Annotated in this window: 22 protein-coding genes; 12 read left to right on the top strand and 10 right to left on the bottom strand. The window is 46.0% G+C overall.

Annotation, left to right across the window (positions count from 1 at the left end; all coding sequences use genetic code 11):
• Positions 1 to 3: 3 nt before the first annotated feature.
• The 3 genes from TPET_RS03320 to TPET_RS03310 are packed head-to-tail and all read right to left on the bottom strand — an operon-like array spanning position 4 to position 3,734.
• Positions 4 to 2,310, bottom strand: coding sequence for a homocysteine S-methyltransferase family protein (locus TPET_RS03320; protein WP_011943266.1), 2,307 nt, complete (start codon positions 2,308 to 2,310; stop codon positions 4 to 6).
• Complete coding sequence (locus TPET_RS03315; RefSeq protein WP_011943265.1) at positions 2,294 to 2,902, bottom strand: vitamin B12 dependent methionine synthase, activation region; 609 nt, start codon at positions 2,900 to 2,902, stop codon at positions 2,294 to 2,296. Before TPET_RS03315 ends, TPET_RS03320 begins: the two co-directional genes overlap by 17 nt.
• Entirely contained in the window at positions 2,889 to 3,734 is an 846-nt protein-coding gene (locus TPET_RS03310; RefSeq protein ID WP_011943264.1) for a methylenetetrahydrofolate reductase, read from the bottom strand. Before TPET_RS03310 ends, TPET_RS03315 begins: the two co-directional genes overlap by 14 nt.
• 64 nt (positions 3,735 to 3,798) lie before the next feature.
• Between TPET_RS03310 and TPET_RS03305 the strand changes: the two genes are divergently transcribed.
• The 5 genes from TPET_RS03305 (at position 3,799) to TPET_RS03285 (ending at position 11,037) form a co-directional block, all read left to right on the top strand.
• Entirely contained in the window at positions 3,799 to 5,031 is a 1,233-nt protein-coding gene (locus TPET_RS03305; protein WP_011943263.1) for a hypothetical protein, read from the top strand.
• 74 nt (positions 5,032 to 5,105) lie between these two features.
• Positions 5,106 to 7,751, top strand: coding sequence for a pyruvate, phosphate dikinase (ppdK, locus tag TPET_RS03300; protein WP_011943262.1), 2,646 nt, complete (start codon positions 5,106 to 5,108; stop codon positions 7,749 to 7,751).
• A 47-nt stretch (positions 7,752 to 7,798) separates the two neighbouring features.
• Complete coding sequence (fba, locus tag TPET_RS03295) at positions 7,799 to 8,740, top strand: class II fructose-1,6-bisphosphate aldolase (RefSeq protein ID WP_011943261.1); 942 nt, start codon at positions 7,799 to 7,801, stop codon at positions 8,738 to 8,740.
• 12 nt (positions 8,741 to 8,752) lie between these two features.
• Entirely contained in the window at positions 8,753 to 9,964 is a 1,212-nt protein-coding gene (gene ackA / locus TPET_RS03290; RefSeq protein WP_011943260.1) for an acetate kinase, read from the top strand.
• Between the two features lie 17 nt (positions 9,965 to 9,981).
• On the top strand, positions 9,982 to 11,037 hold the full coding sequence (locus TPET_RS03285; RefSeq protein ID WP_083756013.1) for a GntR family transcriptional regulator: 1,056 nt from the start codon (positions 9,982 to 9,984) through the stop codon (positions 11,035 to 11,037).
• Between the two features lie 18 nt (positions 11,038 to 11,055).
• Here TPET_RS03285 and araA read toward each other — a convergent pair whose 3' ends face one another.
• Positions 11,056 to 12,546: an L-arabinose isomerase gene (gene araA, locus TPET_RS03280; protein WP_011943258.1), complete on the bottom strand. Its 1,491-nt coding sequence runs from the start codon at positions 12,544 to 12,546 to the stop codon at positions 11,056 to 11,058.
• 192 nt (positions 12,547 to 12,738) lie between these two features.
• Between araA and TPET_RS09590 the strand changes: the two genes are divergently transcribed.
• The 5 genes from TPET_RS09590 to TPET_RS03260 all read left to right on the top strand — a co-directional run bounded on the left by TPET_RS09590 (position 12,739) and on the right by TPET_RS03260 (position 17,795).
• The gene (locus TPET_RS09590) at positions 12,739 to 13,065 is read left to right on the top strand and encodes a type 2 periplasmic-binding domain-containing protein (protein ID WP_011943257.1); all 327 of its coding nucleotides are present in this window, start codon (positions 12,739 to 12,741) and stop codon (positions 13,063 to 13,065) included.
• Entirely contained in the window at positions 13,062 to 14,042 is a 981-nt protein-coding gene (locus TPET_RS03275) for an extracellular solute-binding protein (protein WP_011943256.1), read from the top strand. Before TPET_RS09590 ends, TPET_RS03275 begins: the two co-directional genes overlap by 4 nt.
• A 34-nt stretch (positions 14,043 to 14,076) precedes the next feature.
• Positions 14,077 to 14,961 carry a carbohydrate ABC transporter permease gene (locus tag TPET_RS03270; RefSeq protein WP_048810857.1) on the top strand — a complete coding sequence of 295 codons (885 nt, stop codon included), beginning with the start codon at positions 14,077 to 14,079 and terminating at the stop codon, positions 14,959 to 14,961.
• On the top strand, positions 14,961 to 15,812 hold the full coding sequence (locus tag TPET_RS03265) for a carbohydrate ABC transporter permease (RefSeq protein ID WP_011943254.1): 852 nt from the start codon (positions 14,961 to 14,963) through the stop codon (positions 15,810 to 15,812). The genes TPET_RS03270 and TPET_RS03265 overlap by 1 nt, the downstream gene beginning before the upstream one ends.
• 120 nt (positions 15,813 to 15,932) lie before the next feature.
• On the top strand, positions 15,933 to 17,795 hold the full coding sequence (locus tag TPET_RS03260) for a glycoside hydrolase family 127 protein (RefSeq protein ID WP_011943253.1): 1,863 nt from the start codon (positions 15,933 to 15,935) through the stop codon (positions 17,793 to 17,795).
• 24 nt (positions 17,796 to 17,819) lie between these two features.
• Here TPET_RS03260 and TPET_RS03255 read toward each other — a convergent pair whose 3' ends face one another.
• Genes TPET_RS03255 through TPET_RS03230 form a run of 6 tightly spaced genes read right to left on the bottom strand, consistent with a single transcriptional unit; the run spans position 17,820 to position 23,765 of the window.
• Positions 17,820 to 18,563: a LamG domain-containing protein gene (locus TPET_RS03255; RefSeq protein ID WP_011943252.1), complete on the bottom strand. Its 744-nt coding sequence runs from the start codon at positions 18,561 to 18,563 to the stop codon at positions 17,820 to 17,822.
• Between the two features lie 5 nt (positions 18,564 to 18,568).
• Positions 18,569 to 19,345 (bottom strand): LamG domain-containing protein, encoded by a 777-nt coding sequence (locus TPET_RS03250; RefSeq protein WP_011943251.1) that lies wholly within the window; start codon positions 19,343 to 19,345, stop codon positions 18,569 to 18,571.
• A 15-nt stretch (positions 19,346 to 19,360) separates the two neighbouring features.
• On the bottom strand, positions 19,361 to 20,113 hold the full coding sequence (locus tag TPET_RS03245; RefSeq protein WP_011943250.1) for a LamG domain-containing protein: 753 nt from the start codon (positions 20,111 to 20,113) through the stop codon (positions 19,361 to 19,363).
• A gap of 16 nt (positions 20,114 to 20,129) precedes the next feature.
• Entirely contained in the window at positions 20,130 to 21,557 is a 1,428-nt protein-coding gene (locus TPET_RS03240; RefSeq protein WP_011943249.1) for a glycoside hydrolase family 43 protein, read from the bottom strand.
• Positions 21,558 to 21,566: 9 nt separating this feature from the next.
• On the bottom strand, positions 21,567 to 22,319 hold the full coding sequence (locus tag TPET_RS03235; protein WP_011943248.1) for a LamG domain-containing protein: 753 nt from the start codon (positions 22,317 to 22,319) through the stop codon (positions 21,567 to 21,569).
• A 30-nt stretch (positions 22,320 to 22,349) separates the two neighbouring features.
• Positions 22,350 to 23,765, bottom strand: a complete 1,416-nt coding sequence (locus TPET_RS03230) for an arabinan endo-1,5-alpha-L-arabinosidase (protein ID WP_011943247.1) — start codon at positions 23,763 to 23,765, stop codon at positions 22,350 to 22,352.
• A 251-nt stretch (positions 23,766 to 24,016) separates the two neighbouring features.
• On the opposite strand from TPET_RS03230, the gene TPET_RS03225 reads away from it, so the two are divergent.
• Positions 24,017 to 25,264, top strand: a complete 1,248-nt coding sequence (locus tag TPET_RS03225; RefSeq protein WP_011943246.1) for an extracellular solute-binding protein — start codon at positions 24,017 to 24,019, stop codon at positions 25,262 to 25,264.
• A gap of 21 nt (positions 25,265 to 25,285) precedes the next feature.
• Positions 25,286 to 26,230 (top strand): carbohydrate ABC transporter permease, encoded by a 945-nt coding sequence (locus TPET_RS03220; RefSeq protein ID WP_011943245.1) that lies wholly within the window; start codon positions 25,286 to 25,288, stop codon positions 26,228 to 26,230.
• Position 26,231 lies beyond the last annotated feature (1 nt).

The following is a 26,231-nucleotide window of genomic DNA, read 5'->3' as shown; positions in this document are numbered from 1 at the left end:
ATCTCATCTCCCGAGAGATTTCAGTATTTTTACCGCTTCGGAAGCGTTCCTTGCGTAATAGTCCGCTCCTAGCTCCTTTGCAAGTTTTTCGTTCAGGGAAGCACCACCCACTATGACGGGGATTTTCAGGTTCTTTTCTTTGAGCTTTTCCACAACTTCCTTTATTCTTCCGACGGTGGTTGTCATCATTGCAGACAGACCGAGTGCAACGGGTCTTTCTTTTTCCACGGTTTCCAATATTTTCGATGTTTCCACGTCCTTTCCAAGGTCCACCACGCGGTACCCGCTGCTTCTGATGACAGACGCCACTATGTTCTTTCCTATGTCATGCACATCACCCTTGACTGTTGCAATGACGAACGTTTCACCCTGACTGTCTGACGGAAGCATCGATGTCAGTTTGTCGAACGCGGGTTTCACCGTTTGAGCGGCGAGGATGAGTTGCGGAAGAAAGATTTTTCCCTTATCGTAGAGTTCTCCAATACGCTCCATCGCCGGCCTCAATTGTTCTTCTATTATGGAAAGAGGATCTTTTTCCTTCAGAAAATCCTCCACGAGCCTCTCGAGTTCCGACCGGTTCCCGGAGAGTATGATTTCAACCAGTTTTTCTTCCTTCACTTCAGCTCTGGGAAGTTCCTTCTTCTCTAATATCACAAGTGTAGCGTTCAAGGTCTTCATTAGTATTTCGTCGAGGGGATTCATGATGGCAGAGCTCAGGCCTTTAGATATTCCAAGAACGAGAAAAGCGGTGTTGTAATAACTTCTGTCAGGAAGTCCGAAAGACAGATTGGAAAGACCAACAGTCGTGTTGAAACCCCTGTTTGAAATGAATTCTATGGTCTTCAGTACTTCTACCGGTTTTCCTTCTGCACCGAGAGGCAGAACTCCTGGATCGAAGATCACTCTGTCTGAGAAATTGTGTCTCTCCAGGATTTTCAGAGCCTTTTCGAAGTACTCTTTTCTCTCTTCGAAGCTTTTTGGAACGTCTTTTCCCATCAAAAGTACGATGAGTGTTCCACCGTATTTCTTCAACAGGTTTATTTTCTTTTCGAGTTCTTCTTCATCCACCTTGGACGAGTTGAAAAGGGGTCTTCCCGGGTAGGTTCTGAGCGCTTTCTCTGTGAGGTCAACGCTTTGGATGTCCAAGGAGAGAGGAACGTTCGAAACATACGGAAGTGCCTGAACGATCTTTTCCACGTATCGTACGTCTATCTGGGATTCTATCCCGAAGTTCACATCGAGCACTTCCGCACCTTTTTCCACCTGTGTCTTTGCTTCGTTGATCACGATTTCTTCGTTTCCTTTCTGCATCTCCGCCCATAGCTTCTTTCTACCTGCCGGGTTTATCCTCTCTCCTATGACAACAAAGTGATCGAACGTCACGAGTTTTGAAGGAGAAGAAACAGCAAATATTCTCTTTTTCTTTCTTTTAAGAGGCTTTCTATTTCCAAGAACTTTTCTGAAGAGCTTCACGTGTTCAGGGGTGGTTCCGCAACAGCCTCCGAATATGTTCACACCGAGTTCGTAATAGGAATCTATATGAACGGCAAAGTCATGTGGTTTCAAAGGATACACGGTTTTCCCGTTTTCCACGATGGGCTTTCCCGCGTTCGGTTCAACTACGAGAAACTTGTCTGTGTACTGGGACAGTTCCTGAAAAATGGGAAGGATCTCTTCGGGCCCGAGTGAACAGTTTATACCGAGGGCATCGACATCCAGTTCATCGAACGTGATGGCGAAGTTTGCGGGATCTGTCCCTGTGAGACTTCTTCCCTTCTCATCGAATGTCATGTGGGCAATCAGGAAAACATCACGGGAGACTTCCCTTGCCGCGAGCACAGCGGCTTTCAACTCTAGAATGTCCGAGAACGTCTCAAAGATGATTCCATCCACACCTTCCTCGACCATTATCTTCACGGTTTCTCTGAAGTTCTCGTAGAATTCCTCGAACAAAGTGTTTCCGAGTGGATAGGGAAGTTCTCCCGTCGGTCCGATATCTCCAAAAACAAGCTTTTCTCCAGCTGCTCTTCTTGCGATTCTCACAGCGTTTCTCACAATAGGATCCAGTTTGTCCTCCAGGCCGTGTTTTCTCAGTTTCATCCTTGTGGCACCGAACGTGTTCGTCAGAATGACATCCGATCCACTCTCTATGTAACTTCTATGAACCTTCAGCACCACGTCGGGTGCTTTTATATTCAGCTCTTCGGGAAGGTCATCGTATCCGTACTTCATGAACTCCGTTCCGTAGGCTCCATCCAAAAGCAACACTCTCTCTGAAAGCAATTTTGAAACCTCACGTCTGTTTCTCATTCTTCTCCCTCCAGCCTACGAATGCTGTGATGGTTTTTCTGGGAACGAGCACATAGGAGTCTTCTATCACATTGACGTCCACTTCATCTTTGAAAATTTCGACGATCTTCTTGTTCAAGGAAAGTGGAAGATCACCGTAACCAGGTGAAATTCTGAAACTTCCCTCCAGGTTGGATCTTTTCATTCTGAGCTCCGCATCCACCTTTCTCAAAGCGTACTCCACCATCTCTGAAGCGATTCCATCGATGAAGAACGCGAGAAGATCCTCTCCTTTTCTAAAGTATTCCTCTATCTTTTTGTCCACCTTTTTTCCGAGGGTCGCAAGAAAAACTGTGATGATCTTACTCCCAGAAAGGTGTTTCGTTGCAAGTTCACCCGTGAGTTCCATGTTGTCGAAAGAGAGAGAACCGTCCACCTCGAAATCTCGCCACAGAACCACAGGTTTCGCCACATCGTGAAGCTCTTCATACGCCCTTTTCACCATTTTCCTGAATTCTTCGGGTATCTCTTCTGCTCTTCCAAAACCGAGTTTTGACTTCAAAACGTTGTTTGGAATCTTTATATCTTTTGGGTCTATTTCAACTTTTGGCAATTTCTACCACCTTCCTGATTTTTTCGAGATCTTTCACTATGGCCACTATGTAGAAACCATCCAGTACATCTTTTGTCTCTTCAACGAATCTGAGCACACTTTCAAAGCTTTTTTCTTTCAGGTAATCGTCTCCCTTCTCCGCGGAATTCACTATCTCATCGGGTATTTCTATTCCAGGAACGTTCGAGAAGTAGCTCATCTGTTTTGCGTTTTCAAAGAAAACTATAGAAGCGAGAATTTTCGTGTTCAGTTCTTCCTTGATCTTTTTTGCCACCTCGCTGTTGAAAAGCGGCTGGGTGACAAGGAAATCAACGCCGGCTTCAATCTTCTGTTTGGCCCTTTCTACGTCTTCATCGCTGAAGGGATTCAGCGCACCACCGACGAAGAAATCTGTTTTTCCATAGATCTTGTTTCCGGCAAGATCTGTTCCTTCGTTCATGAGCTTTGTGAGTCTTATGAGGTCTAAGATATCTATATCGTTAACGGAGGTCGTTTCAGGGTAATCACCGTGGGAAGGATTGTCTCCGGACAGAAGGAGCAGATTCTTCACTCCGAGGGCATGACAGCCCAGAAGGTCAGATTGTATTCTTATCATATTCCTTGTGTTCCTCGTAAAGTGCATGAGAACATCTTTTCCGCTTTCCACAAGAAGGTGGGAAGCAGCCCAGGGAGCCATTCTCACTCTTCCCATCGGCATGTCGGTCACCGTGAACGCGTCGATGCCAGTCTTCCAGGCTTCTTCGGTGAACTCCATGAATTTATCCAGATTTGTGCCTCTTGGTGTCAACACTTCCAGAACAACGCATTTTCCTGTCTCGAGAGATTTTCTCAACGTGCTACCTCCTTTCCTGTGTTATCATAAGTTTTGGTGAAGAAAAAAGAAGGAGGTTCTGAACATGAAGAAAGGGATAATTTTTATCCTGCTGATTCTCACGGCCCTCTCTTTTTCACAAATATTAAACTATGTACCGGAGAATTTCAAGGTGATTCGATATGTGAAGGATTTATCAGAGTTCTACTCCGAGGTCAAAAGCCTTTCTACCGGCCGTTTCCTGACAGAGAGCCTCGGTCTTGAGATGATGATACAGGGTGTTCTGGAGTCCCAGCTTATCAGCAGGGATATAGAGCCTTCCGACTTCTACGATCTCCTCTCTCACGAATTTCTCTTTGTACAGCTCGACAGCGAAGACACTTGCTTCGTTCTGGGACCGTCTGAAAAGACAAAGAAACTGAAAGACAGCATAAAGTCTCTCGTGGTTGATCTGCTGGGAATGGAAGATGTGGTCGTTGCTGAAAAAGATGGGTATCTCTTCTTGGGAACAGCTAAAGCAGTGAACGCTTCTTTGAAGGGTGGGGGAAAGATTCCCGATACTCTGAAAACCGCAGATTTCTTTGGCTACGGTTTGCTGCAAGGTGAGAAGTATTCCTTCACCGTTGTGAGCACAAAAGAATCCGCGGGTGATCATCTCTCGATAAAGGTGGAAATCATACCAATGGATGATACTTCCAGAAACTTCCTCGAAAAAGTTGGACAGCCGAGGAAAGTCCCATCCGATTACTACATGTTCGGAGAATTGACGGTGATTTTTAACACGGAGAATTACGATGGATTGTTAGACGTTCTCTCCAGCGCAGGATTTTCCATGGAAAGCGGGAATCTGCCTGTTCAACTTCCCGAATCGGACATTGAGAAAGTTGTCAAAAATCTCTTTGAAGAACTCGAGCCTCCAATGTTTTTGAGTGCGAATGTATCTTCGGCAGTTATGGACCTGATAGCCGGATCCACTCCTACCAGTATCGAAGTTGTTGCAAAAGCTATGCTGAAATCTCCTGATGCCGTGGAAAATGCTCTAAAAACCGCGGGAGTTCAGTACAGGAAGGAAGGCAGGTGTTTTGTTCTGGAAAATGGATTATCGATTTGCACAGAGGGAGACACAGTCGTTCTGAAAAGCGATCAGTTCTCTCCCAGAAATCTCGATATCACGCCTGCAAAGAACGACGTTTTCTTCCTCTTCCTCGATATGAGGACTGTCATGGAATCGCTTGTGGGAGAGGGTGAGGAGGCTTACATCTTTGCGAGGGGCTTCTACAAAGATGGGAAGATGGTTTTCTATGTTAACGTGAAATGATACCGAAGTTAATCGTGCGGTTTTGATTTTATAATAAATTCTTGGATACGAAAGGAAAAGGAGGGAGTCAGAAGATGGCAAAGAAATACGTGTACTTCTTCGCAAACGGTAAGGCAGAAGGCCGAGCGGACATGAAAGATATCCTCGGTGGAAAAGGTGCCAACCTCGCAGAGATGACCAACCTTGGAATTCCTGTTCCTCCCGGATTCACCATTTCTGCGGAAGTTTGTAAGTACTACTACGACCACGGAAGAACTTATCCAGAAGAACTGAAAGAACAGGTTGAAGAGGCAATGAGGAGACTCGAGGAGGTTACCGGGAAAAAGTTCGGTGACCCCAACAATCCACTCCTTGTCTCCGTCAGATCTGGTGCAGCCATTTCAATGCCTGGAATGATGGACACCGTTCTCAATCTTGGTCTCAACGATGAGACAGTGAAAGGTCTTGCAAAACTGACTAACAACGAAAGGTTTGCCTACGACGCTTACAGAAGATTCCTTCAGATGTTCGGTGATGTGGTTCTGAAGATACCTCACGAGAAATTCGAAAAGGCACTCGAAGAACTCAAGAAGGAAAAAGGTGTGAAGCTCGACACCGAACTGGATGCAGAAGACCTCAAAAAACTCGTTGAAAGATACAAACAGATCTACAAGGAAGAAGGAAAAGAATTTCCGCAGGATCCCTGGAAACAGCTCTGGCTTGCGATCGATGCGGTGTTCGGTAGCTGGATGAACGAGAGAGCTATCAAGTACAGAGAAATTCACGGAATCAAAGAGGGAGATCTCCTCGGTACGGCCGTGAACATCGTCGCGATGGTCTTTGGAAACATGGGAGAAGACTCCGGAACGGGTGTCGCTTTCACAAGAGACCCGAACACTGGAGAGAAGAAACCTTATGGAGAGTTCCTGCCCAACGCCCAGGGTGAGGACGTTGTTGCGGGTATCAGAACCCCCCTCAAACTTGAAGAGTTGAAGAACAGAATGCCGGAGGTCTACAATCAGCTCCTTGAAATAATGGAAAGACTCGAAAAACACTACAGAGACATGCAGGACATCGAGTTCACCATCGAAAAAGGGAAACTCTACCTGCTTCAGACAAGAAGTGGAAAGAGAACATCTCAGGCAGCTATCAGGATCGCCGTTGACATGGTCCACGAAGGACTCATCACCAAAGAGGAAGCTATTCTCAGAGTGAGACCTGAAGACGTCGAACAGGTGCTTCATCCTGTGTTCGATCCAAAAGAAAAGGCCCAGGCAAAAGTCATCGCGAAAGGGCTTCCTGCGTCTCCAGGTGCTGCAACGGGTAAGGTCGTTTTCAACGCCAAGAAAGCCGAAGAACTTGGTAAAGCAGGTGAACAGGTTATTCTTGTGAGACCTGAAACCAGCCCCGAAGACGTCGGAGGAATGGCCGTTGCACAGGGAATTCTGACCTCCAGAGGAGGAATGACCTCTCACGCTGCCGTTGTCGCGAGAGGAATGGGTAAGCCAGCAGTCGTCGGAGCAGAATCCATAGAAGTCCATCCTGAGGAAGGCTACTTCAAAGTGGGAGACGTCGTTGTAAAAGAAGGAGAATGGATCTCAATCGATGGAACGACCGGTGAGGTTCTCCTTGGAAAAGTGACAACAATAAAACCACAGGGTCTTGAAGGACCAGTCGCAGAACTTCTGCAGTGGGCCGATGAGATCAGAAGACTCGGTGTGAGAACCAACGCAGATATACCGAGAGACGCGGAAATTGCGAGAAAATTCGGTGCTGAAGGAATTGGGCTCTGCAGAACAGAACACATGTTCTTCGAAAAGGATAGAATACCCAAGGTTAGAAGGATGATCCTCGCAAAGACAAAAGAAGAAAGAGAAAAGGCTCTGGATGAACTTCTGCCACTTCAGAAAGAGGACTTCAAAGGATTGTTCAGGGTGATGAAAGGACTTCCTGTCACCATAAGGCTCATAGATCCTCCTCTTCACGAATTCCTGCCGCAAGAAGATGAACAGATCAAGGAAGTTGCCGAACAGATGGGAGTCTCCTTTGAGGAACTCAAGAACGTCGTGGAGAATCTCAGAGAACTCAACCCGATGCTCGGACACAGAGGTTGTAGGCTCACCATCACCTATCCTGAGATCGCTGTGATGCAGACCAAAGCAATAATTGGAGCGGCCATCGAACTCAAGAAAGAGGAAGGAATAGATGTGATACCTGAAATCATGATTCCTCTTGTGGGACACGTTAACGAACTCAGGTACCTGAAGAAGATCATCAAGGAAACGGCCGACGCTCTCATAAAAGAAGCTGGTGTCGAGCTCACTTACAAGATCGGAACCATGATCGAAGTTCCAAGGGCTGCTGTCACCGCCCATCAGATAGCGGAAGAAGCTGAATTCTTCAGCTTCGGTACCAACGACCTCACACAGATGACCTTCGGATTCAGCCGAGACGACGTTGGAAAGTTCCTGCCTGAGTACCTTGAAAAGGGCATCCTCGAACACGATCCGTTCAAGACGCTGGACTACGACGGTGTTGGAGAACTGGTGAGGATGGGTAAAGAGAAAGGAAGAAGCACAAGACCCGATCTCAAAGTTGGCGTCTGTGGAGAACACGGTGGAGATCCGAGATCCATACTGTTCTTCGACAAGATCGGACTCGACTACGTTTCCTGTTCGCCGTACAGAGTACCCGTTGCCAGACTTGCAGCAGCTCAGGCAGCTCTCAAAAACAAGAAATAATTGAAGGCCGGGCTTGTCCCGGCCTTTACATTGAAGGAGGTGTGACAATGCCTTATGTAAAGAGCACAAAAGAAATTCTGGAAAAAGCCAGCAAAGAGAGATACGCTGTTGGTGCGTTCAATTTCAACAACATGGAATTCCTTCAGGCGATTCTTGAAGCCGCTGAGGAAGAAAAAGCACCGGTCATCGTCGCCACATCGGAAGGGGCAATAAAGTACATAGGAAAAGGCGATATAGAGGCAGGAGCAAAACTTGCCGTTGAAATGGTGAGAACTTACGCTGAGAAACTTTCGGTTCCTGTCGCACTCCACCTGGACCACGGAAGGGACTTTAAAATCATCATGGCCGCCATAAAAGCGGGTTACTCTTCGGTGATGATCGACGCTTCACATCTTCCCTTCGAGGAAAACCTCAGAGAGACGAAGAGAATCGTGGAGATAGCTCACGCGGTTGGTATAAGTGTAGAAGCGGAACTCGGAAAACTCAAGGGAATAGAGGACAACGTGGTGGAAAAAGAGTCCGTACTTGTCGATCCAGAGGAAGCAAAGGTATTTGTGAAGGAAACAGAAGTGGATTTCTTAGCTCCAGCCATTGGAACCAGTCATGGTGCGTTCAAGTTCAAAGGGGAAGCACAGCTCGACTTTGAACGACTGAAGAAAGTGAAGGAATACACCCAGATACCACTCGTTCTTCACGGAGCTTCCATGGTTCCACAGGATGTAGTGAAACTGGCGAACGAATACGGTGCCGAGCTTTCCGGCGCGAAAGGTGTTCCTGAAGACATGTTGAAGAAAGCTATAGAACTTGGTATCAACAAGATAAACACGGACACCGACCTGAGAATTACCTTCGTTGCGTATCTCAGGAAGGTTCTCTCAGAAGACAAGTCTCAGATAGATCCCAGAAAGATTTTTGGGCCTGTCTTCGAACAAGTGAAAGAAATCGTCAAAGAGAGAATCAGAATATTCGGATCTAGCGGAAAGGCGTGAGGTGAAGAGAGAATGAAAGTACTGGTGATAAACTCGGGAAGTTCCTCAATAAAGTACCAGCTCATCGAGATGGACGGTGAGAAAGTTCTTTGTAAGGGTATCGCAGAAAGAATCGGCATTGAAGGCAGCAGGCTCGTTCACAGAGTGAACGACGAAAAGTATGTGATAGAAAGAGAACTTCCGGATCACGAGGAAGCATTGAAACTCATATTGAACACATTGGTCGATGAAAAACTTGGAGTCATAAAAGATCTAAAGGAGATCGATGCCGTTGGTCACAGGGTGGTTCACGGTGGTGAAAGATTCAAAGAATCGGTGCTTGTGGACGAGGAAGTGCTCAAAGCGATCGAAGAGGTTTCACCTCTTGCACCGCTTCACAACCCTGCGAATCTCATGGGAATAAAAGCTGCCATGAAGCTCCTTCCAGGAGTACCAAATGTGGTTGTTTTCGACACAGCTTTCCACCAGACGATTCCTCAGAAAGCATATCTTTACGCTATACCGTACGAATACTACGAGAAGCACAGAATCAGACGCTACGGTTTTCACGGTACAAGTCACAGGTACGTTTCGAAAAGAGCGGCGGAGATCCTTGGTAAAAAGCTGGAAGAACTCAAGATCATCACCTGTCACATAGGAAACGGAGCTTCAGTAGCCGCTGTGAAATATGGAAAGTGCGTCGATACCTCCATGGGATTCACACCGCTTGAAGGACTCGTTATGGGTACAAGGTCCGGTGATTTGGATCCGGCAATTCCCTTCTTCATCATGGAAAAAGAAGGTATATCCCCCCAGGAGATGTACGATATACTTAACAAAAAGAGTGGTGTCTACGGACTTTCAAAGGGCTTCAGCTCCGACATGAGGGACATCGAAGAGGCTGCCTTGAAAGGAGACGAATGGTGCAAGCTCATCCTCGACATCTACCACTACAGGATCGCCAAATACATAGGCGCGTACGCTGCTGCGATGAACGGTGTTGATGCCATAGTCTTCACAGCCGGTGTTGGAGAAAACTCTCCAATCACAAGGGAAGATGTGTGTTCTTACCTGGAATTTCTCGGAGTGAAGCTTGACAAACAGAAGAACGAAGAAACAATAAGAGGAAAGGAAGGCATAATCTCCACTCTCGATTCCCGTGTGAAAGTACTGGTTGTTCCAACAAACGAGGAGCTCATGATAGCGAGGGATACGAAAGAAATAGTCGAGAAGATTGGCAGGTAAAGGAGAGGTGATTTGCAATCCTTCCAAAATACAGAATAATTGAAAAATTTCTGATCGATGAAATAAAATCTGGAAAGTACAAACACGGAGACAAACTCCCCACCGAGAAAGAGTTAATGGAAAGATTCAACGCCAGTCGGGAAACGGTGAGAAAGGCCCTTGAAAGACTGGTAGTTAAAAACCTGGTCATCAGAAAGCCAGGACTTGGAACGTTTGTGAACATAGAAAAGAAAAACAAGGTCGTTGGCATTCTTGTCCAGCAGATCACAAGTTACATATTTCCATATATAGCACTCGGCGCCGAAGAGGTTCTGTTTGCAAACGGGTACAAGATGCTTCTTGGAAACGCTTCTGAGGACCCTCACAAAGAGAGACAGATCATAAACGAATGGCTGGAAGTTGGTGTGGATGGTCTAATAATAGACCCTGTCTACAGTGCCACCAAACGCTCCAACAGAGATTTGATAGGAGAAATAGCAAAAAGAGGCACGAAGGTAGTTTTGGTACACACCAACTGGGACATAGAGGGTGTGGGAAGTGTTGTTCTCGACGACTGGTACGGAGGAGAAAAAGCAGCGGAGATATTTTATCAGTACGGACACAGGAATGTGGCTGTGTTGTATAAAACAATACACCTTCCCAGTGTTGTGAGAGCCCAGGCCTTTCTGAAACGAGGGAGAGAACTCGGTTTTGAAAAAATCCACGAGAAATCTTTTCACGTTTCAGAATTCACAGGTATCGTTATGCAAAGTGCCTTTGAACTCCTATCTTTGCCGAAAGATCAGCGTCCAACCGCAGTTTTCTGCTACAACGATGCAACGGCCCTTCAGTTTTTCCTTGCAGCAAAAAGAATGGGTTTGAGTATACCAGAAGACGTTTCTGTCATAGGTTTCGACGATGCTCCCATAGGTGATTTCAGAGAGATTCTGACCACTTTCGAACATCCCAAAGAAGAAGTTGGAAAGAAGGCAGTTGAGATCCTTTTGAAGATGATCGATGGTGAAAAGCCCGAGAAATATGTTTTCAAACCAAAACTCATCATGAGAGAGTCGGTGACGTATCCAAAAAAATGAGGGGCCTTCGCCCCTCTTTCATCTTTTTAAAAGCCCCCAGTAGAGTTCGTTCCATCTCAGTTCTTTTTTGAAGTCCTCGAGATCCAAATTCTCATCGATGACGACGTATTCGATTTCCAATGCCTCCGCCCAGTCGATGAGGTATTCCACGTCAATGGCTGTTGAAAAGGCAGTGTGGTGTGATCCTCCAGCGAGTATCCATGCAGTAGTGGCCCTCTTGAAATCAGGCAGCGGTTTCCAAAGGACCCTGGCTGTTGGGAGTTTTGGCATCTTCCTCTCTATGGGAACGGATAAAACCTTGTTCACAACGAGTCTGAACCTGTTACCCATGTCAACGATCGATGCGTTAACGGCTGGTCCTTCCTGACCGTCGAAGACAAGACGGGCAGGATCTGCTTTCCCGCCGATGCTGAGAGGGTGAACCTCTATTCGTGGTTTTTCCTTTGCTATCGTTGGACATACCTCGAGCATGTGAGCCCCTAAAACGAGTTCGTTTCCGGGAGTGAGGTGGTAAGTGTAGTCTTCCATAAAGGAAGTTCCGCCGGGAAGACCCGTTCCCATTACCTTGATGGCTCTAACCAATCCCGCTGCTTTCCAGTCACCTTCTGCACCAAAACCGTATCCTTCCTCCATGAGTCTCTGGACCGCGAGCCCGGGAAGCTGTGGAAGATCGTGCAGGTCCTCGAACGTGGTGGTGAAGGCAATAGCGTTCTTTTCTTTCAAAAATTCTCTCAGAGCAATTTCTATTTTCGCCTGCTCTCTTATTGCCTTGAGACTGTATTCATCCTCTGGCATGATGTATTTTTCTCTGTATTCTGTGAGAAGTTCCTCTACCTCGTTGTCCGGAACGGCTTTCACTCTCTCTGCAAGTTCTCCAACTCCCCATGTGTTTATGGACCAGCCGAGTTTTATCTGGGCTTCTACCTTGTCACCTTCGGTGCTGGCGACTTCTCTCATGTTGTCGCCGAACCTGACTATCTGTCCCGTTCTTCCATCCTGTATCGCACAGGCCACTCTCATCCACTTTGCGATCTTTTCTCTGACTTCTTTCTCTTCCCAGTGTCCCACCACAACTTTCCTTGGAAGTCTCATCCTTGCATGTATGAACCCATGCTCTCTGTCTCCGTGTGCAGACTGGTTCAGGTTCATGTAATCCATATCGATCGTATCCCATGGAATCTCTCTGTTGTACTGCGTGTGAAGGTGAAGCAGGGGTTTTTTGTTTATAGAGAGTCCCCGTATCCACATCTTCGATGGGGAAAAAGTGTGCATCCAAACGATAACCCCTGCGCATTTGGGGTCTGCGTTTGCTTTCTCAAAGATTTCTGTGATTTCAGAAGAACTCTTCAAAACCGGCTTCAGAACGATCTTTGAAGGGAAGATGGGGTCATCGTTCAGTGAATCCACGATCTTACTTGCCTGTTGTTCCACCTTTTTCAGGGTTTCCAGACCGTAAAGATACTGACTTCCGACGAGAAACCAGAACTCGTACTGCTTGAGATCTATCATTCTCCGACCTCCTTTCTCATGGTTTCATCCTTTTAGTATAACATAAAAGTACGTACCTTTATACGTATCATGTTCGCTTTTGCGGATATTTATGTTAACTAATTGACTATAGGATAATTCTTTGTTGACAGATATGATATACTACCATCGGTACGTACCGTTATCCACTATTTTTAGGCAGGGGGGATTTGTATGAAGAGATTTTTACTGTTGATCTTTCTCATCATCACCTCGTTGATCTTCTCGGTTAAAATCTCCGTTCTCTGTTCTCCAGACAACGCGGACGCCCTGAAGTGGCTTGCCCAGGAGTTCATGAAACAGAATCCCGAAATTCAGGTTGAGATCGTACCTCTTTCGTGGGAAGTGTTGTATCCAAAACTACTGCAGGATCTCAGATCTCAGGCTGGATCGTTCGATGCTTTCACTTACGATGTGATGACCACTGGAGCCGTCTCTTTCGGACTGGTTGACCTTGGAGAGTTCATGAAACAACATCCAGAACTTGTTCCTATGATTTGAACGATTTTATCCCACAGGTTCTGGAAGAATCTGGAAAATGGCAAGGGAAACTCATAGGCCTTCCGTTCTACAACAACACAATGCTCTTCTATTACAGAAAAGATCTCTTTGAAGATCCAAAGATAAAACAAGCGTTCAAGGAAAAATACGGTAGAGAACTCACCCTCCCGACCACCTGGGAAGAAGTTGTAGAAATAGCGGAATTCTTCACCAAAAAATACAACAAGAGCTCTCCAACAGACTACGGAATCGCCCTCATGTTCCCGAGAACCCACACACTCTTCTACATGTATCTGCTGTTTTTCGGTGAGTACAGGAACGCACCACTCGGTATCATGAGGCACGGAACTGCGGATCTTGAATTCGGTGAGTATTTCACAGCGGATCACAAACCAGCCTTCAACAGCGAAGAAGGATTGAAAGCACTTGAAATGATGAAAAAACTCATGCCTTACAGTCCAGATCCACTCGGTTCTGATTACGGTGAAACGATTGAGTACTTCAACCAGGGACTCGTTGCTATGGTACCTCAATGGACGGGACCGTATCTGATCTTCAAGAACACACTCGGGGAAGACAAAGTTGGAATCATACCTATGCCCGGTCGGTCTGTGAGCGGTCAATGGGCACTTGGCATCAACAAGTTCATACCTGAAGACAAGAAGCTCGCTGCGTTCAAATTCATCATTTTCGCCACCAGCAAATGGGCTGACAAGAACAAATTCCTGAGATTCGCGGTTGCACCGGCGAGGATATCGACACTCAAGGATCCAGAAGTGAGAGCGGCCGATCCCAGAGTACCAGCCCTCGAAGTGACTTACGTTACACAGACCCACAGACCAAGAATACCGGAGGAACCAAGACTCGAAGACATCACCGTTGAGACCTTCTCCAAGATCCTCTCCGAAGAACTCCCGCTCTCCATGGAAACCCTGAACGATCTCGCAAAGAAGTGGGAAGAGATTCTTGGAAAATAAGGAGGTGAAGAGGGGGCACTCGCCCCCTTTCCATATGAAGAGAAGAATCGTTCCCTGGCTGATGGTCCTTCCTGTTCTCGCTCTTTTTCTTGCCATGACGATATATCCATTTGGTTTCATGATCTGGGCTTCTTTCAGGGATTACGATCTTTCAAAGAGTGCGGAGACTCACTTCATAGGTCTCTCGAATTACTTTCAAATTTTCAGAGATTCAACTGCTATTGAATCTATGAAATTCACAGCAAAGCTCCTTTCGATAGCAGTCCCTATTGAACTTGTCCTCGGTGTTCTCATCGCTTTTCTGATAAGGGGCGTCAGGGGAGAAAAAATAATCAGATCTTCCCTCCTCATTCCCATGATGATTCCACCGGCAGTTTCCGGGGTTGCCTGGAAGATGTTGTACAACTTTGCCTTTGGACCGGTGAACTGGTTCCTGTCACTATTCGGTGTCTCCAAAATTTCTTGGCTTGGAGATCCATTCTATGCACAACTGGGAATCATTATCATAGACGTCTGGCAGTGGACTCCTTTCATCTTTCTCATGATATACGCAGGTCTTCAGTCGATACCTCAGGATCTCATCGACGCGGCCCGGGTGGATGGAGCCGACTGGGGAAGAGTCTTTCTGCACGTGGAGTTTCCTCTTCTAAGACCTCTGATTCTGGTCGCTCTTGTTTTGAGAATCATAGACTGTCTGAAGACCTTTGATATCGTCTTCATGACAACCTGGGGTGGCCCAGGTTCCGCGACCCACACCTACAGTTTCTACATCTACAAGGTGGGTATTTCCTTTGGATGGAACATCGGTTACGCCTCTGCGTTGAGCGTTCTGCTATTGATTGTGGCAATGATCCTCGTGAATATGGTGTTCAGACTCGTGAGAATGAGACAACAACTGGGGTTTGGGGGTGAAGAGTGATGAAAAAAATCCTGACCATCGTGAGATACATTCTGATCGCCGTTTGTTTGATATTTTTTCTTTTTCCCGTTTACTGGCTTGTGATCACGGCTTTCAAGCCTTCAAACGAGTGGTTCACCATGCCTCCTAGATTCTTTCCGACAAGACCCACCCTTTCCAACTTCTTTGGAACAAAGGAGACAGAAGTTTTCGGCGGAACAACCGGTTCTATTGAAAACATCTTTCCGTACTTGAGAAACAGTATAGTGGTTGGTGTCTCTGTAGCACTCATAGGAACGGTGATCAGTGCCCTCGCTGCCTACGCTATAGCCCGCTACAGGGTAGGAGGTCCGTTCTTGGCGGAGTGGATCATCTCCATCAGAATGCTCCCACCTATTGTGTCAGCTGTTCCCCTGTACGTGATATTCACGAAACTGAGACTCATCAACACCTGGTGGGCTCTCATTCTGTCACATCTTGTTATAGTCGTGCCTCTTGGAGTCTGGCTCCTTATCAGCTTTTTCAGAGAGATTCCAAGGGAGATAGATGAAGCGGCCTATGTAGATGGAGCTACTCCCTTTCAAACGTTCTTCTACGTGATTCTTCCACTCAGTGCCCCAGGACTCGCAGCGGTTGCAGTACTTTCTCTCATTCAAAGCTGGGGAGAGTTCCTTCTGGCTCTTGTTTTAACGAACGATGCACGTGCTCAAACGTTACCCATTTTCCTTGGGAGATACATCACTGGCTGGAGAGTTGCCTGGGGACCACTTTCCGCGGCCGGTATAGTCACCTTGCTTCCCGTTGTGATTTTCGCTCTTGTTGCCCAGAGATATCTAATCAGAGGTCTCACCTTCGGCGCGGTGAAGGGATAGTTTGTGAAAGCGTGAAAAAAACTTCTTGATTTAACAAAGGTGGGCAGTGTAGAATTCACGTAAAGGATAATATACGTACCTAAATGTATAAAATTGTATGATTAGGGAGGAATATCGCTTATGTCCAGAATCGTAGAAGTTTCCAAAAGCCCTTATGCAAAGCTCAAAACGATACCTGTCGGTTCTGTGAAGGTAGATGGATTCATGGGTAAATACATTGAAACTCTCGTCAACGTGACTCTTCCCACACAGTACGATCTTCTGGAAAGCACGGGAAGGCTCGACAACTTCAGAATCGCTGCTGGAAAGATGGAAGGATCTTACAAAACATTTTTTCCGTTCGACGACACAGACGTGTACAAATGGACTGAGGCAGTGTCCTTCGCTTTAGCGAACAGGAAACTTCCGGAGCTGGAGAAGATCCTTGACAGCGTGATAGAAGAGGTGAAAGCTGCTCAGGATGAAGACGGTTACCTTGGAACCTATCTTTCTGGAGAGAGAAAAAAAGAGCGATGGACGAACCTTGCGTGGAATCATGAGTTGTACAACGCAGGTCATTTGATTCAGGCTGCCGTTGCGCACAGAAGAGTGACAGGAAAGAACTTCCTCTTTGAAGTGGCAAAAAGATTCGCAGATCACATTTGCAACACTTTCGGTCCTGGAAAAAAAGAAGGGGCACCGGGGCATCCTGAAGTGGAAATGGCACTTGTAGAGCTCTACAGAGAAACAGGAGACAGAAAATATTTGGACCTTGCAAGGTACTTCATTTACGCACGTGGAAAAGGGCTTGCCAGCGTCCCAAGAAATCCTGGACCAGAGTACTTCATCGATCACAAACCTTTTGTGGAGCTAGAAGAGATCACAGGCCATGCGGTGAGAGCTCTGTATCTCTGCTCTGGTGCTACCGATCTTTATCTTGAAACAGGTGATGAAAAGATCTGGCAGGCCCTCAACAGACTCTGGGAGAATTTTGTGACGAAGAAGATGTACATCACAGGAGGAGCGGGCTCCAGGCACGACTGGGAATCCTTCGGAGAAGAGTACGAGCTTTCAAACAGAAGATCTTACGCTGAGTCCTGTGCTTCAATAGCGAATTTCATGTGGAACTTCAGGATGCTTCTTGCAACAGGTGAGGGAAAATTTGCAGATGTGATGGAACAGGTTCTGTACAACGGACTTCTCTCCGGTATATCCCTCGATGGGAAGCACTACTTTTACTTCAATCCACTTGAAGACCTCGGAAGAACAAGAAGGCAGAAATGGTTCGACTGTGCGTGTTGCCCACCAAACCTTGCCAGGTTCATAGCTTCTTTCCCGGGATACATGTACACTACATCGGACGATGGTGTACAGGTTCATCTGTACGAGAAAAGCACATCGAAGCTGAATTTCAAGAACTCAGTTGTGGAGATAGAACAGGAAACGGACTATCCATGGAGTGGGGAAGTGACCTTCACCGTTGAAACGGACATTGAAGAACCGTTCTCCATATCTCTCAGGATTCCTTCCTGGGCAGATGATTTTGTTCTCAGGGTGGACGGAAAAACGGTGACAGCAAATCCGCAGAACGGCTATGTGAAATTGAGCCAGAGCTGGAAAGGAAAACACACGGTGGAACTCTCACTTCCTATGAAAGTGGAGTTCATCGAAGCACATCCCTTCGTGAGAGACAACCTTGAAAAGGTTGCAGTGAGAAGAGGCCCCGTTGTCTACTGTATAGAACAAGCAGATAACCCGGATTTTCATGTTTGGACACTGGTTCTGAATTCGGAGAACCTGAAAGAAGAAAAAGGGAAGATACTGGACAGAGAGGCCGTTTTCCTCAAAGGGACTGGAAGAGCATTGGACGTTTCTGAGTGGGAGGGGAAACTGTACAGGAGGCTGACTGAAGCCAGGAAAAAGACAGTAGAGTTCACTCTCGTTCCTTATCACATGTGGGCTAACAGAGAACCGGGTCCTATGGCGGTGTGGTTGAAGAAATGAAAAAGAGCCCCAGCAGGGGCTCTTTTATCTTTTCTGGAAAAGTTCCTTTACCTCTTCCGCTGTCAATGGCCGATCGTAGATTCTCAATTCGTCTATCATTCCTTTGAAAGGTGGATCCCAGAAATTTACACCCAGTGAGAATACTCCACCAGGTCCCACAGAGAACACGTCTGGTACCAGTCCATTGGGATCAGGTTGTCCGTTGATCTGTACTTTCAGAGGCACTTCCTTTCCGTCTACGAACATGTGTGCTTTTCCTTTGTCTACGACTATTACAACGTGATACCACCTGTCTTTTTCTAGATTGAATGGAGGAATTCCATCGAACCAGATATTTTTCCTGTCATCTCTGGCCCACAGAAGGGTTCCATTGTTCCAGCCATACGGCACAAAACTCAACCAGTGGAAGTAGTTTTCTTCGTCTATATAACATCCAAAGAATGTAGTGGTATGTTGTGTGAAATCTTCGATTTTGAGCCAGAAAGAAACAGAATAGTCGTAATCGGTTATGAGATCATCCCCCAGAACAACGCCCTTTTTTCCATCGAAGACCAAAGCTTGTCCTACCACTCCTTCACCAAACTTGGGATTTCCAAGTGCCGGAACATTTATCCTATTTCCAACGAGATACCCTTCTTCGAAATTTCCTGTTTTGTCTTTTAAATCTCCATCGAACGGATAGTATGCTACCAGTCCTTCATTGATATCCTCTGATACAGCGATCACAGATGAAAGTACCAGGATAGCGATAAAAAGATATTTCCTCACGATGATCACCTCTTTCCATAGAGTACCTCAATCTCCGCTTTCGAAAGGGATCTGTCGTAAATTCTCAGATCATCAACTACTCCATTGAACGCGGGATCCCACCAGTTGACACCTACTGTGAATATTCCACCGGGTTTCTTCCTAAAGACGTCGGGAACTTTTCCTGTCATATCTTCAACACCGTTTATCTGTATCTTCGAAAGAACATATTTACCGTTCACATAAATTCTCGCTCTTCCGTTGTTTACAACGGCAACGACATGGTACCAGGTACCGGGTTTGAAAGAAACGTTGAGGATTCCATCGTACCAGTAGCCATTGAAGGACCACAGAAGGAAGGATCCACCAGCCACCGCTGAATGGTAAGGAGGAATACTGATCCAGCTGTTCGGATCGTAAGCACCAAAGAACACCGGTGTGAACGGGGTAATATTCCCTTCCCATTTCACCCAGAACGAGACAGTGTAGTCGTAGTCTTTTATGAGATCATCCGGAAGCTGTATGCCCTTTGTACCATCGAGGTAGACTGCTTGTCCAGAAACACCTTCTACGAATTTTACCGTTCCATCCGCTGCTTCTTTTCCTATTTTGTCTCCTATTACCCTGCCCGATCCGAATTTCCCTGTTTTGTCAGCAAGATCGCCGTCAAAAGGAAACCACGCTATGAGTGTTTCGTCTCTGTCTGGATCGAACGATTCCGTCGTCTCTTCTCTAAAACACTGAACTGCGAGGGTCAACAGAACGGTGGAGGCTACAAGGATCACCAGCGGTAATTTTTTCATCTAATCACCTCCTTATCATTCACCGTAACCGAGATTGTAAAGCGTCAGTATTTCGGATCTGCTGAGGGCCCTGTCGAAGATGAAGAGTTCGTCGATCATCCCCTGGAAGGGAGTGTCCCAGTAGTTAACACCAACCGCAATGGTAGAGGTGGCATCTGTAAAGATATCAGGTAGTGGGAGATTTTCTAGTGATGATAGGGAGACCGTGGCACCGTTCACATAAGCTCTTGGATCTCCATCGTCAACAACGATGGCTACGTGGTACCATGTGTTCGAACTCAGCACTGTGTCCATTTCATAAGTAGACCACTGCTCACCAGAGAGTGACCATATAGCCGGTTCTCCTGGGTTTCTCCACCACGGTTTCGGTACCATGTAACTTATCCACCCTGCTTCAGAGGAACCGAACACTGTCGGGGTGTGATCTGTAAAGGCGTGTATGTTCACCCAGAATGCGATTGTGTAATCGTAGTCGTTTACAATATCGTCAGGTAACACCACCCCACTGGTTCCATCAAAGACAGCGGCTTCTCCTTTTTTTCCTTCAGCGTACGTGATGGTTCCCCCTGGTGTGCCGATTGTGGATCCGCAAGTGATAGCAGTGGTTGTGGCGCCTTTCACAATACCTTCCAGAGTCCCGTCAAATGGGAAATAAGCCAGAAGAGACTCATCAGTGAGAGGATTAAAGCTCACCGGTTGCTGAATTAGTGCGCAGGCTCCCAGTAGTATGAGGAGTCCCAGGGTTACAATCCAGAAGGACTTCTTCATGAGAAACACCCCCTAGCTACTCAGAAGTTTTTATACCCCACACTGAAACTCCCTTCTGTGATAGAGCGGAAAACACTGTCACCCACTTTTTCTCGGAATAGTGCCACTGTTTCAAGGTCACTCCTTTGTAGATCTCTCCTTCGAGTTTCAGAGTTATATAATGTCCCTTCTTCTCCCATTCACCAGTCTGAGCTCCAGTGACAGTTCCGTCCGGATTCAGAGCGATTCTCACGGGTTTCCTTATCTCGTTCGTCATTTCCTTATCATGTATTAATAGTTGATATTCCCCTGCTATCTCTTGAAAAGATAGATCTTCAATGGTCTCACCGGCATATGGGAAAGGAGCCATGACGAACCATCCGTCTTCGTTGAGGAAGAGCTGATGGACCCTGAGCTGGTACGTCTCTCCTCTGCCGGGGAACCTCGTGTGGAAGAAGATGAAGTACTTCCCAGTTTTTGGATCGTAATAGGCAGAGTTGTGCCCCGGAGATACGTATCCGAACACTCGGAAGTCTATGGTGTTTCCTTCGCTCAGGGTGAAGTTACCCACCAGTTTCACACCGAAAGGTGCTATGTAAGGATCGTTGCCTTCCAGGAACGACGGGCCGTAACAATCTATCATGTTTCGACCTTCTGCGTCATAATAAGGACCGTCGGGGTTTTTGGACCTTGCAACCCTGATGTTGTATCCTCCCCTGTAGTCGAGCCCTCCAAAGCTCAGAAAGAGATAGTAATAATCTGTATCAGGACTGTAGAGGATAAAGGGACCTTCGATCCTGCTGTGATTTCCTCCTGTGAGTTTCTTTCCGTACCCCTGTCCTGGGAGAGGAAAACCCGTCTCTGGGTCGAGCTTTAGTATGTAAATGCCACCGGAGTAGGACCCGTAAACCATCCAAAGATTACCTTCTTTGTCGTAAAAAACATGTGGATCCACAACGTTTGGATGGATTCTCGCATCGTATGGTACTCCTTCTTCACACATTCCTTCTCCGGGGCGATACCCAGATCGCAGAATTATCCCGAGGTTTCTGTAAGGGCCCTCGATGTTATCGGAGACTGCGATCCCCATTGCTGATCGTGGCGAATCTCCTCTGCACGCACAGTAGTAGAAGTAGTACCTACCATCTTGAAGCTGAATCACATGGGGTGCCCAAAGAGTGTTTGTTTCAGCCCATTCGAAAGTTTCTTTCAGCTCGGTGAATATATTTGGGATTATGGGGTTGTTGTTATAAACCCCTACGTTCACCTGTGTCCAGTGCATCAGATCGTTCGATTTGGCAATTTGAAGGTGTGAGCCAAAAACGTAGAAAGTATCGCCAGCTTTTATAACAGATGGATCGTGGACTGTAGCCCATCTGAAACTTGGAATATTATCCTCAATTCCTAAAACAAGACAACCACTCGGCAAGATAAGAAACAAAGTAGCCATCAAAAGGATTTTCATATGTGTTTATCACCTGCCATAATTGTATAGTGCCCTTATTTCGGACGGTTCCAATGCTCTGTCATAGATTCTCAACTCATCAAACATCCCATCGAATGGGGCATCCCAGTAATTGGCTCCGAGAGCGAACACTCCTCCTGGTTTCAGACTGAATACATCTGGGAGTTTTCCGTTGAGATTTTCCTGTCCGTTTATCTGGATCCTCGTGAGGACCTGTTCACCGTTGATGTAAACTCGAACAATGCCGTTCAATACAGAGATTGCAACGTGATACCACTTTCCAGGTTCAATATTCTTACTGAGAATGCCATCGTACCACACGTTCTGGGCTTCATCTCTTGCCCAGAGCATTGTACCGTTGTTCCAGCACAGAGGAACAAAGCTGATCCAGTGGATTTTCAGGTCTTTGTCTATGTAGGCTCCAAAGAACGTCGTTGTAAATCTTGTGAGATTGTTGGCATACACCCAGAACGCTACCGTATAATCGTAATCTTTTATAAGGTCTTCAGGAAGAAGAAGTCCTCTACTTCCAGGAAGTTTCAAAGCCTGCCCAACAACACCATCTACAAATGTTATCTGTCCTCTCCCTACGCTTCCTATGGTTCTACCAGTCTTGACGGCTTCTCCGAAATGACCTGTTGCATCCTTCAAGTTTCCATCGAACGGAAAGTAAGCAATTAGAGAAGGATCGTTGTTGGGATCAAAAGCAAACCCCACACCGAGTAGCACTGTCAGTGCAAACAAAAACAATGCCTTTCTCATGACCTAACACCTCCGTTTAGAGTATTGGGATCATTCTTCCACTCTTATTCCCCACACAGAAACTCCTTGGTTGGAAAGAGCTGTAAACACCGTCACCCATTTTTTCTCCGAATAATGCCACTGTTTCAGGAGTACTCCTTTGTAAATAACAGTTGTATTTCCTTCGATGATTTTCAAGGTAATGTAGTGTTCCTTTCTCTCCCACCTTCCTTCGACAGCTCCGGTTATGCTTCCATCGCTGTTTAGTTTTATTCTCACAGGCTGTTTGATTTTATCGGTTATCTCCTTCCCATGATTAATGAACTGATATTCACCTACTATTTCTTCATTGGGCAATTTTGAGACTGTTTCGCCACCATATGGGAATGGAGCCATAACAAACCACCCATCTTCGTTGAGGAAAAGCTGGTGGACCCTGAGCTGGTAGGTCTCTCCTCTACCGGGGAACCTCGTGTGGAAGAAGATGAAGTACTTCCCAGTTTCTGGATCGTAATAGGCAGAGTTGTGTCCAGGAGATACGTATCCAAAAGCTTTGAAATCGATAGTATTACTCTCACTCAAGATAAAATTACCAACTAACTTTGCCCCATAATTTGATATCACTGTTTTACTTCCCATACAGTTTTCCATACTCTTTCCCTCGGGATCGTAGTAAGGTCCGTTTGGGTTCTTGGATCTTGCAACTCTGATGTTGTATCCTCCTCTGTAATCAAGGCCCCCAAAACTCAGAAAGAGATAGTAATAATCTGTATCAGGACTGTAAAGGATGTATGGCCCCTCCATGGAACTGTGATTTCCACCCACTAACCTTTTACCATAACCCTGTCCAGGAAGGGGAAGGCCTGTGTTAGGATCGAGCTTTAAAATATAAATTCCTCCAAACCAGGACCCGTAAACCATCCACAAATTCCCTTCTTTATCATAAAAAACGCCAGGATCGAGTGCATTGGGATGTTTTCTGGAGTCGTATGGTGTCCCATCTTCACTCGGACCGTCCACAGAATACACCTGACCGGATTTCACAATAACTGCGTAATGTTTATACGGACCTTCTATATCATCGGAGACTGCGATTCCTATGGCAGATCTTGGTGAACCAAAGGTGGAAGCGCAGTAATACATGTAGTATCTTCCATCGGAAAGTTGGATAACCTGAGGCGCCCAGATGTCGTTTCGAGTCCTTGCCCAACTCAGGGTTTCCTTTAGCTCTTCATTTATATTAGGAATGATGGGGTTCTTGTCATGAGCACTCGTATTTATTTGTTCCCAATGCATTAGATCTTTCGATTTTGCGACTTGAAGATGTGTTCCAAAAACGTAATACATGTTTCCTACCTTAATAATTGATGGATCATGTACTACTGCCCATCGAAAGGTGGGTTGTTCGTCGGCGAGAATATAACCTGTCAATGCTGTTAGCGTAATCATCAGAAAAAGAAATCTCATTGCTGCACCTCCTCAATCCATTTTGTACGTACATATATTATATAGACTGTGACATCTCGGTTCAAAATATTGAACGAAGGTGAAAAAATGAGAAATCGGGGAATAATTATTTCTAGTTGTCTGCAGTTGGCTCTAAAAGAAAATATTTCCAAAAAATTCACCTTGAATTGTTTGAGATGGAAAGGTTATAATTACAACCGAAAATTGGTACGTACCTATCTTTGAATATACTCGAATGGAGGTGAACTTTCATGAGGAAGTTACTGGTATTTCTGGTAGTTCTTGTTTTAGCTCTTCCACTCATAGCCAAGATTCAAATTACGTTCATGACGCCACTCTCCGGTGCTGATGGAGCGTATATGGATCAGATCATTCAGAAGTTCAACGAAACACATCCTGATATTGAGATTGTTCATCTTGTCGTAGGAAGTTCTCTGGAATACAAACAAAAGCTTGCCACAGGTATTTCCACGAAATCTGCTCCCCAGGTTCTGTTTATTAGAAAACATGACATGCCGCTGTTTCTTGATCACTTCAGAACCTTCACAAAAGAAGAACTCCAACAGTGGGGTATCGATATCGATGATATTTATCCCTCTGTCCTTGAAGGACTTGTAACAAAAGACGGTAAGTATTATGGAATACCAATTGACGTCTGGATTTTCTACATGGCTTACAGGAAAGACAATTTCAAAAAAGCTGGTCTTGATCCAGACCTTCCATTGAAGGAAGGGCCACTCAACAGCGAACAGTTTGTAAACGTTCTGAGAGCTCTCAGAAAAGTCACACCAGAAGGTTCATTCCCATGGTGTGAGTCTCCAAGCTGGGATTGGGAATTTGTACATTTGCTGTGGCAGTTTGGTGGAGATATTCTGACACCTGACTTCAAGCGTCCTGCATTCAAAGAAGCTGGTATAAAAGTTCTCAAATTCCTCCAGGAACTTCAAAAAGAAGGATTGTATCCTGATCAACCTATCGATGCAGGGCCAACCTTTGAGTCTGGAGCAGGTTCTATCTTGATAACAGGTATCTGGACAATCAATCCATGGCTTGATCTGCTTGGAAATGACTTTGGTTACGCACCAGCTCCTCAGCTTGGAACAACAAAATCCGTGTTTGGTGGTTCACATGTGATCGCAATTCCAAAGGTCATGGTGGAAGATGAAAAGACCTTCAACGCCGTGATGACTTGGGTTAAGTATCTGTGGGATCACGCAATCGAATGGTATGCGGCTGGTCAGACACCCGCCAGGAAATCCATAGCTGAGAGCGAAGAATTTAAAGAAAAGTTCCCACATCTGTACGTCGCTGCTCAACAGGTATCTTATGTTAAAACCTTCCAGATGTTCCCGTACATAGCTGAGATCCTTGCCGAGATAGTGCCATACATTGAAGAAGTGCTTATCAATAAGAGCATGACGCCTGAGGAAGCAATGGAGGAAGCCGAAATGGTTGCTCAGGAAATAATTGATGATTACTGGGCAACAGTTGGAGAATGAGCGGGCTGGAGGGTTGAAAGGATGGCAGAAAAAACTGATATTCTCATGGAAAAACAATTAAAGAAGATGAGAATGAAGCGTGTTTTGAAGAGGGAGCTGGGAGCATGGGGGTTCCTGCTCCCCCACTTCTTTTTCTTCGTTCTTTTCATAGTTATACCGGTTGTTTATGGTTTCGTAATGAGCTTTTACAGATGGTCGCTTCTGGGAACAACACAATTTGTGGGACTGGATAACTACGTGAGAATCTGGAACGATTCCAGATTCTGGCAATCCGTTAAAAATACAGTGATGTTTGCTATCATAAGCATTCCCCTCGTCATGGCTGTTTCGATGATATTTGCTCTTCTGTTGAAAAAGAAATGGTACGGTAAGCTGTGGCTTCTGGTCGCTTTTGTTTCGCCCACATTTTTCAGCTCTGTTGGTGTTCTGACAACTTGGAGGTGGATTTTTTCATCCGCTCCGAACGGGTTGTTGAACTACTATCTCACCAAGCTGGGTCTTCTCAAACAACCAATTTCATGGTTCGCAACACCTGCACGTGCCTGGGTATGTATCATTGGTGTCACTGTCTGGTGGATCATCGGGTTCAGTATCCTACTGTACCTGGGAGCGCTTCAGAGAATCCCTCCAGAACAGTACGAAGCGGCAAAAATAGATGGAGCAGGTCCATGGGCTCAATTCATACATATCACACTGCCCTGGATGAGGAATGTGTTGTTTTTCGATGTTGTGCGACAGGTCCTTCTAGCTTTTGGGTTGTTCGATCAGGTGTATTTCTTCACCGCTGGAGGGCCTGCGGGAAGTACAAGAACAATGGTCTATTATCTCTACATGGTTGGCTTTGAAAGGCAACAACTTGGTCGTGCAGCGGCAATCTCCTGGTACATGTTCATCATTATCTTCGGATTCGCATTGATAAATCTCTTTATTCTCACAAAGTCAATCCGTGGTGCGGAGGGAGAATGAG

It is taken from the genome of Thermotoga petrophila RKU-1, assembly GCF_000016785.1.
Classification (GTDB): Bacteria; Thermotogota; Thermotogae; order Thermotogales; family Thermotogaceae; genus Thermotoga; species Thermotoga petrophila.
This window is presented reverse-complemented; position numbering and strand designations above follow the sequence as displayed.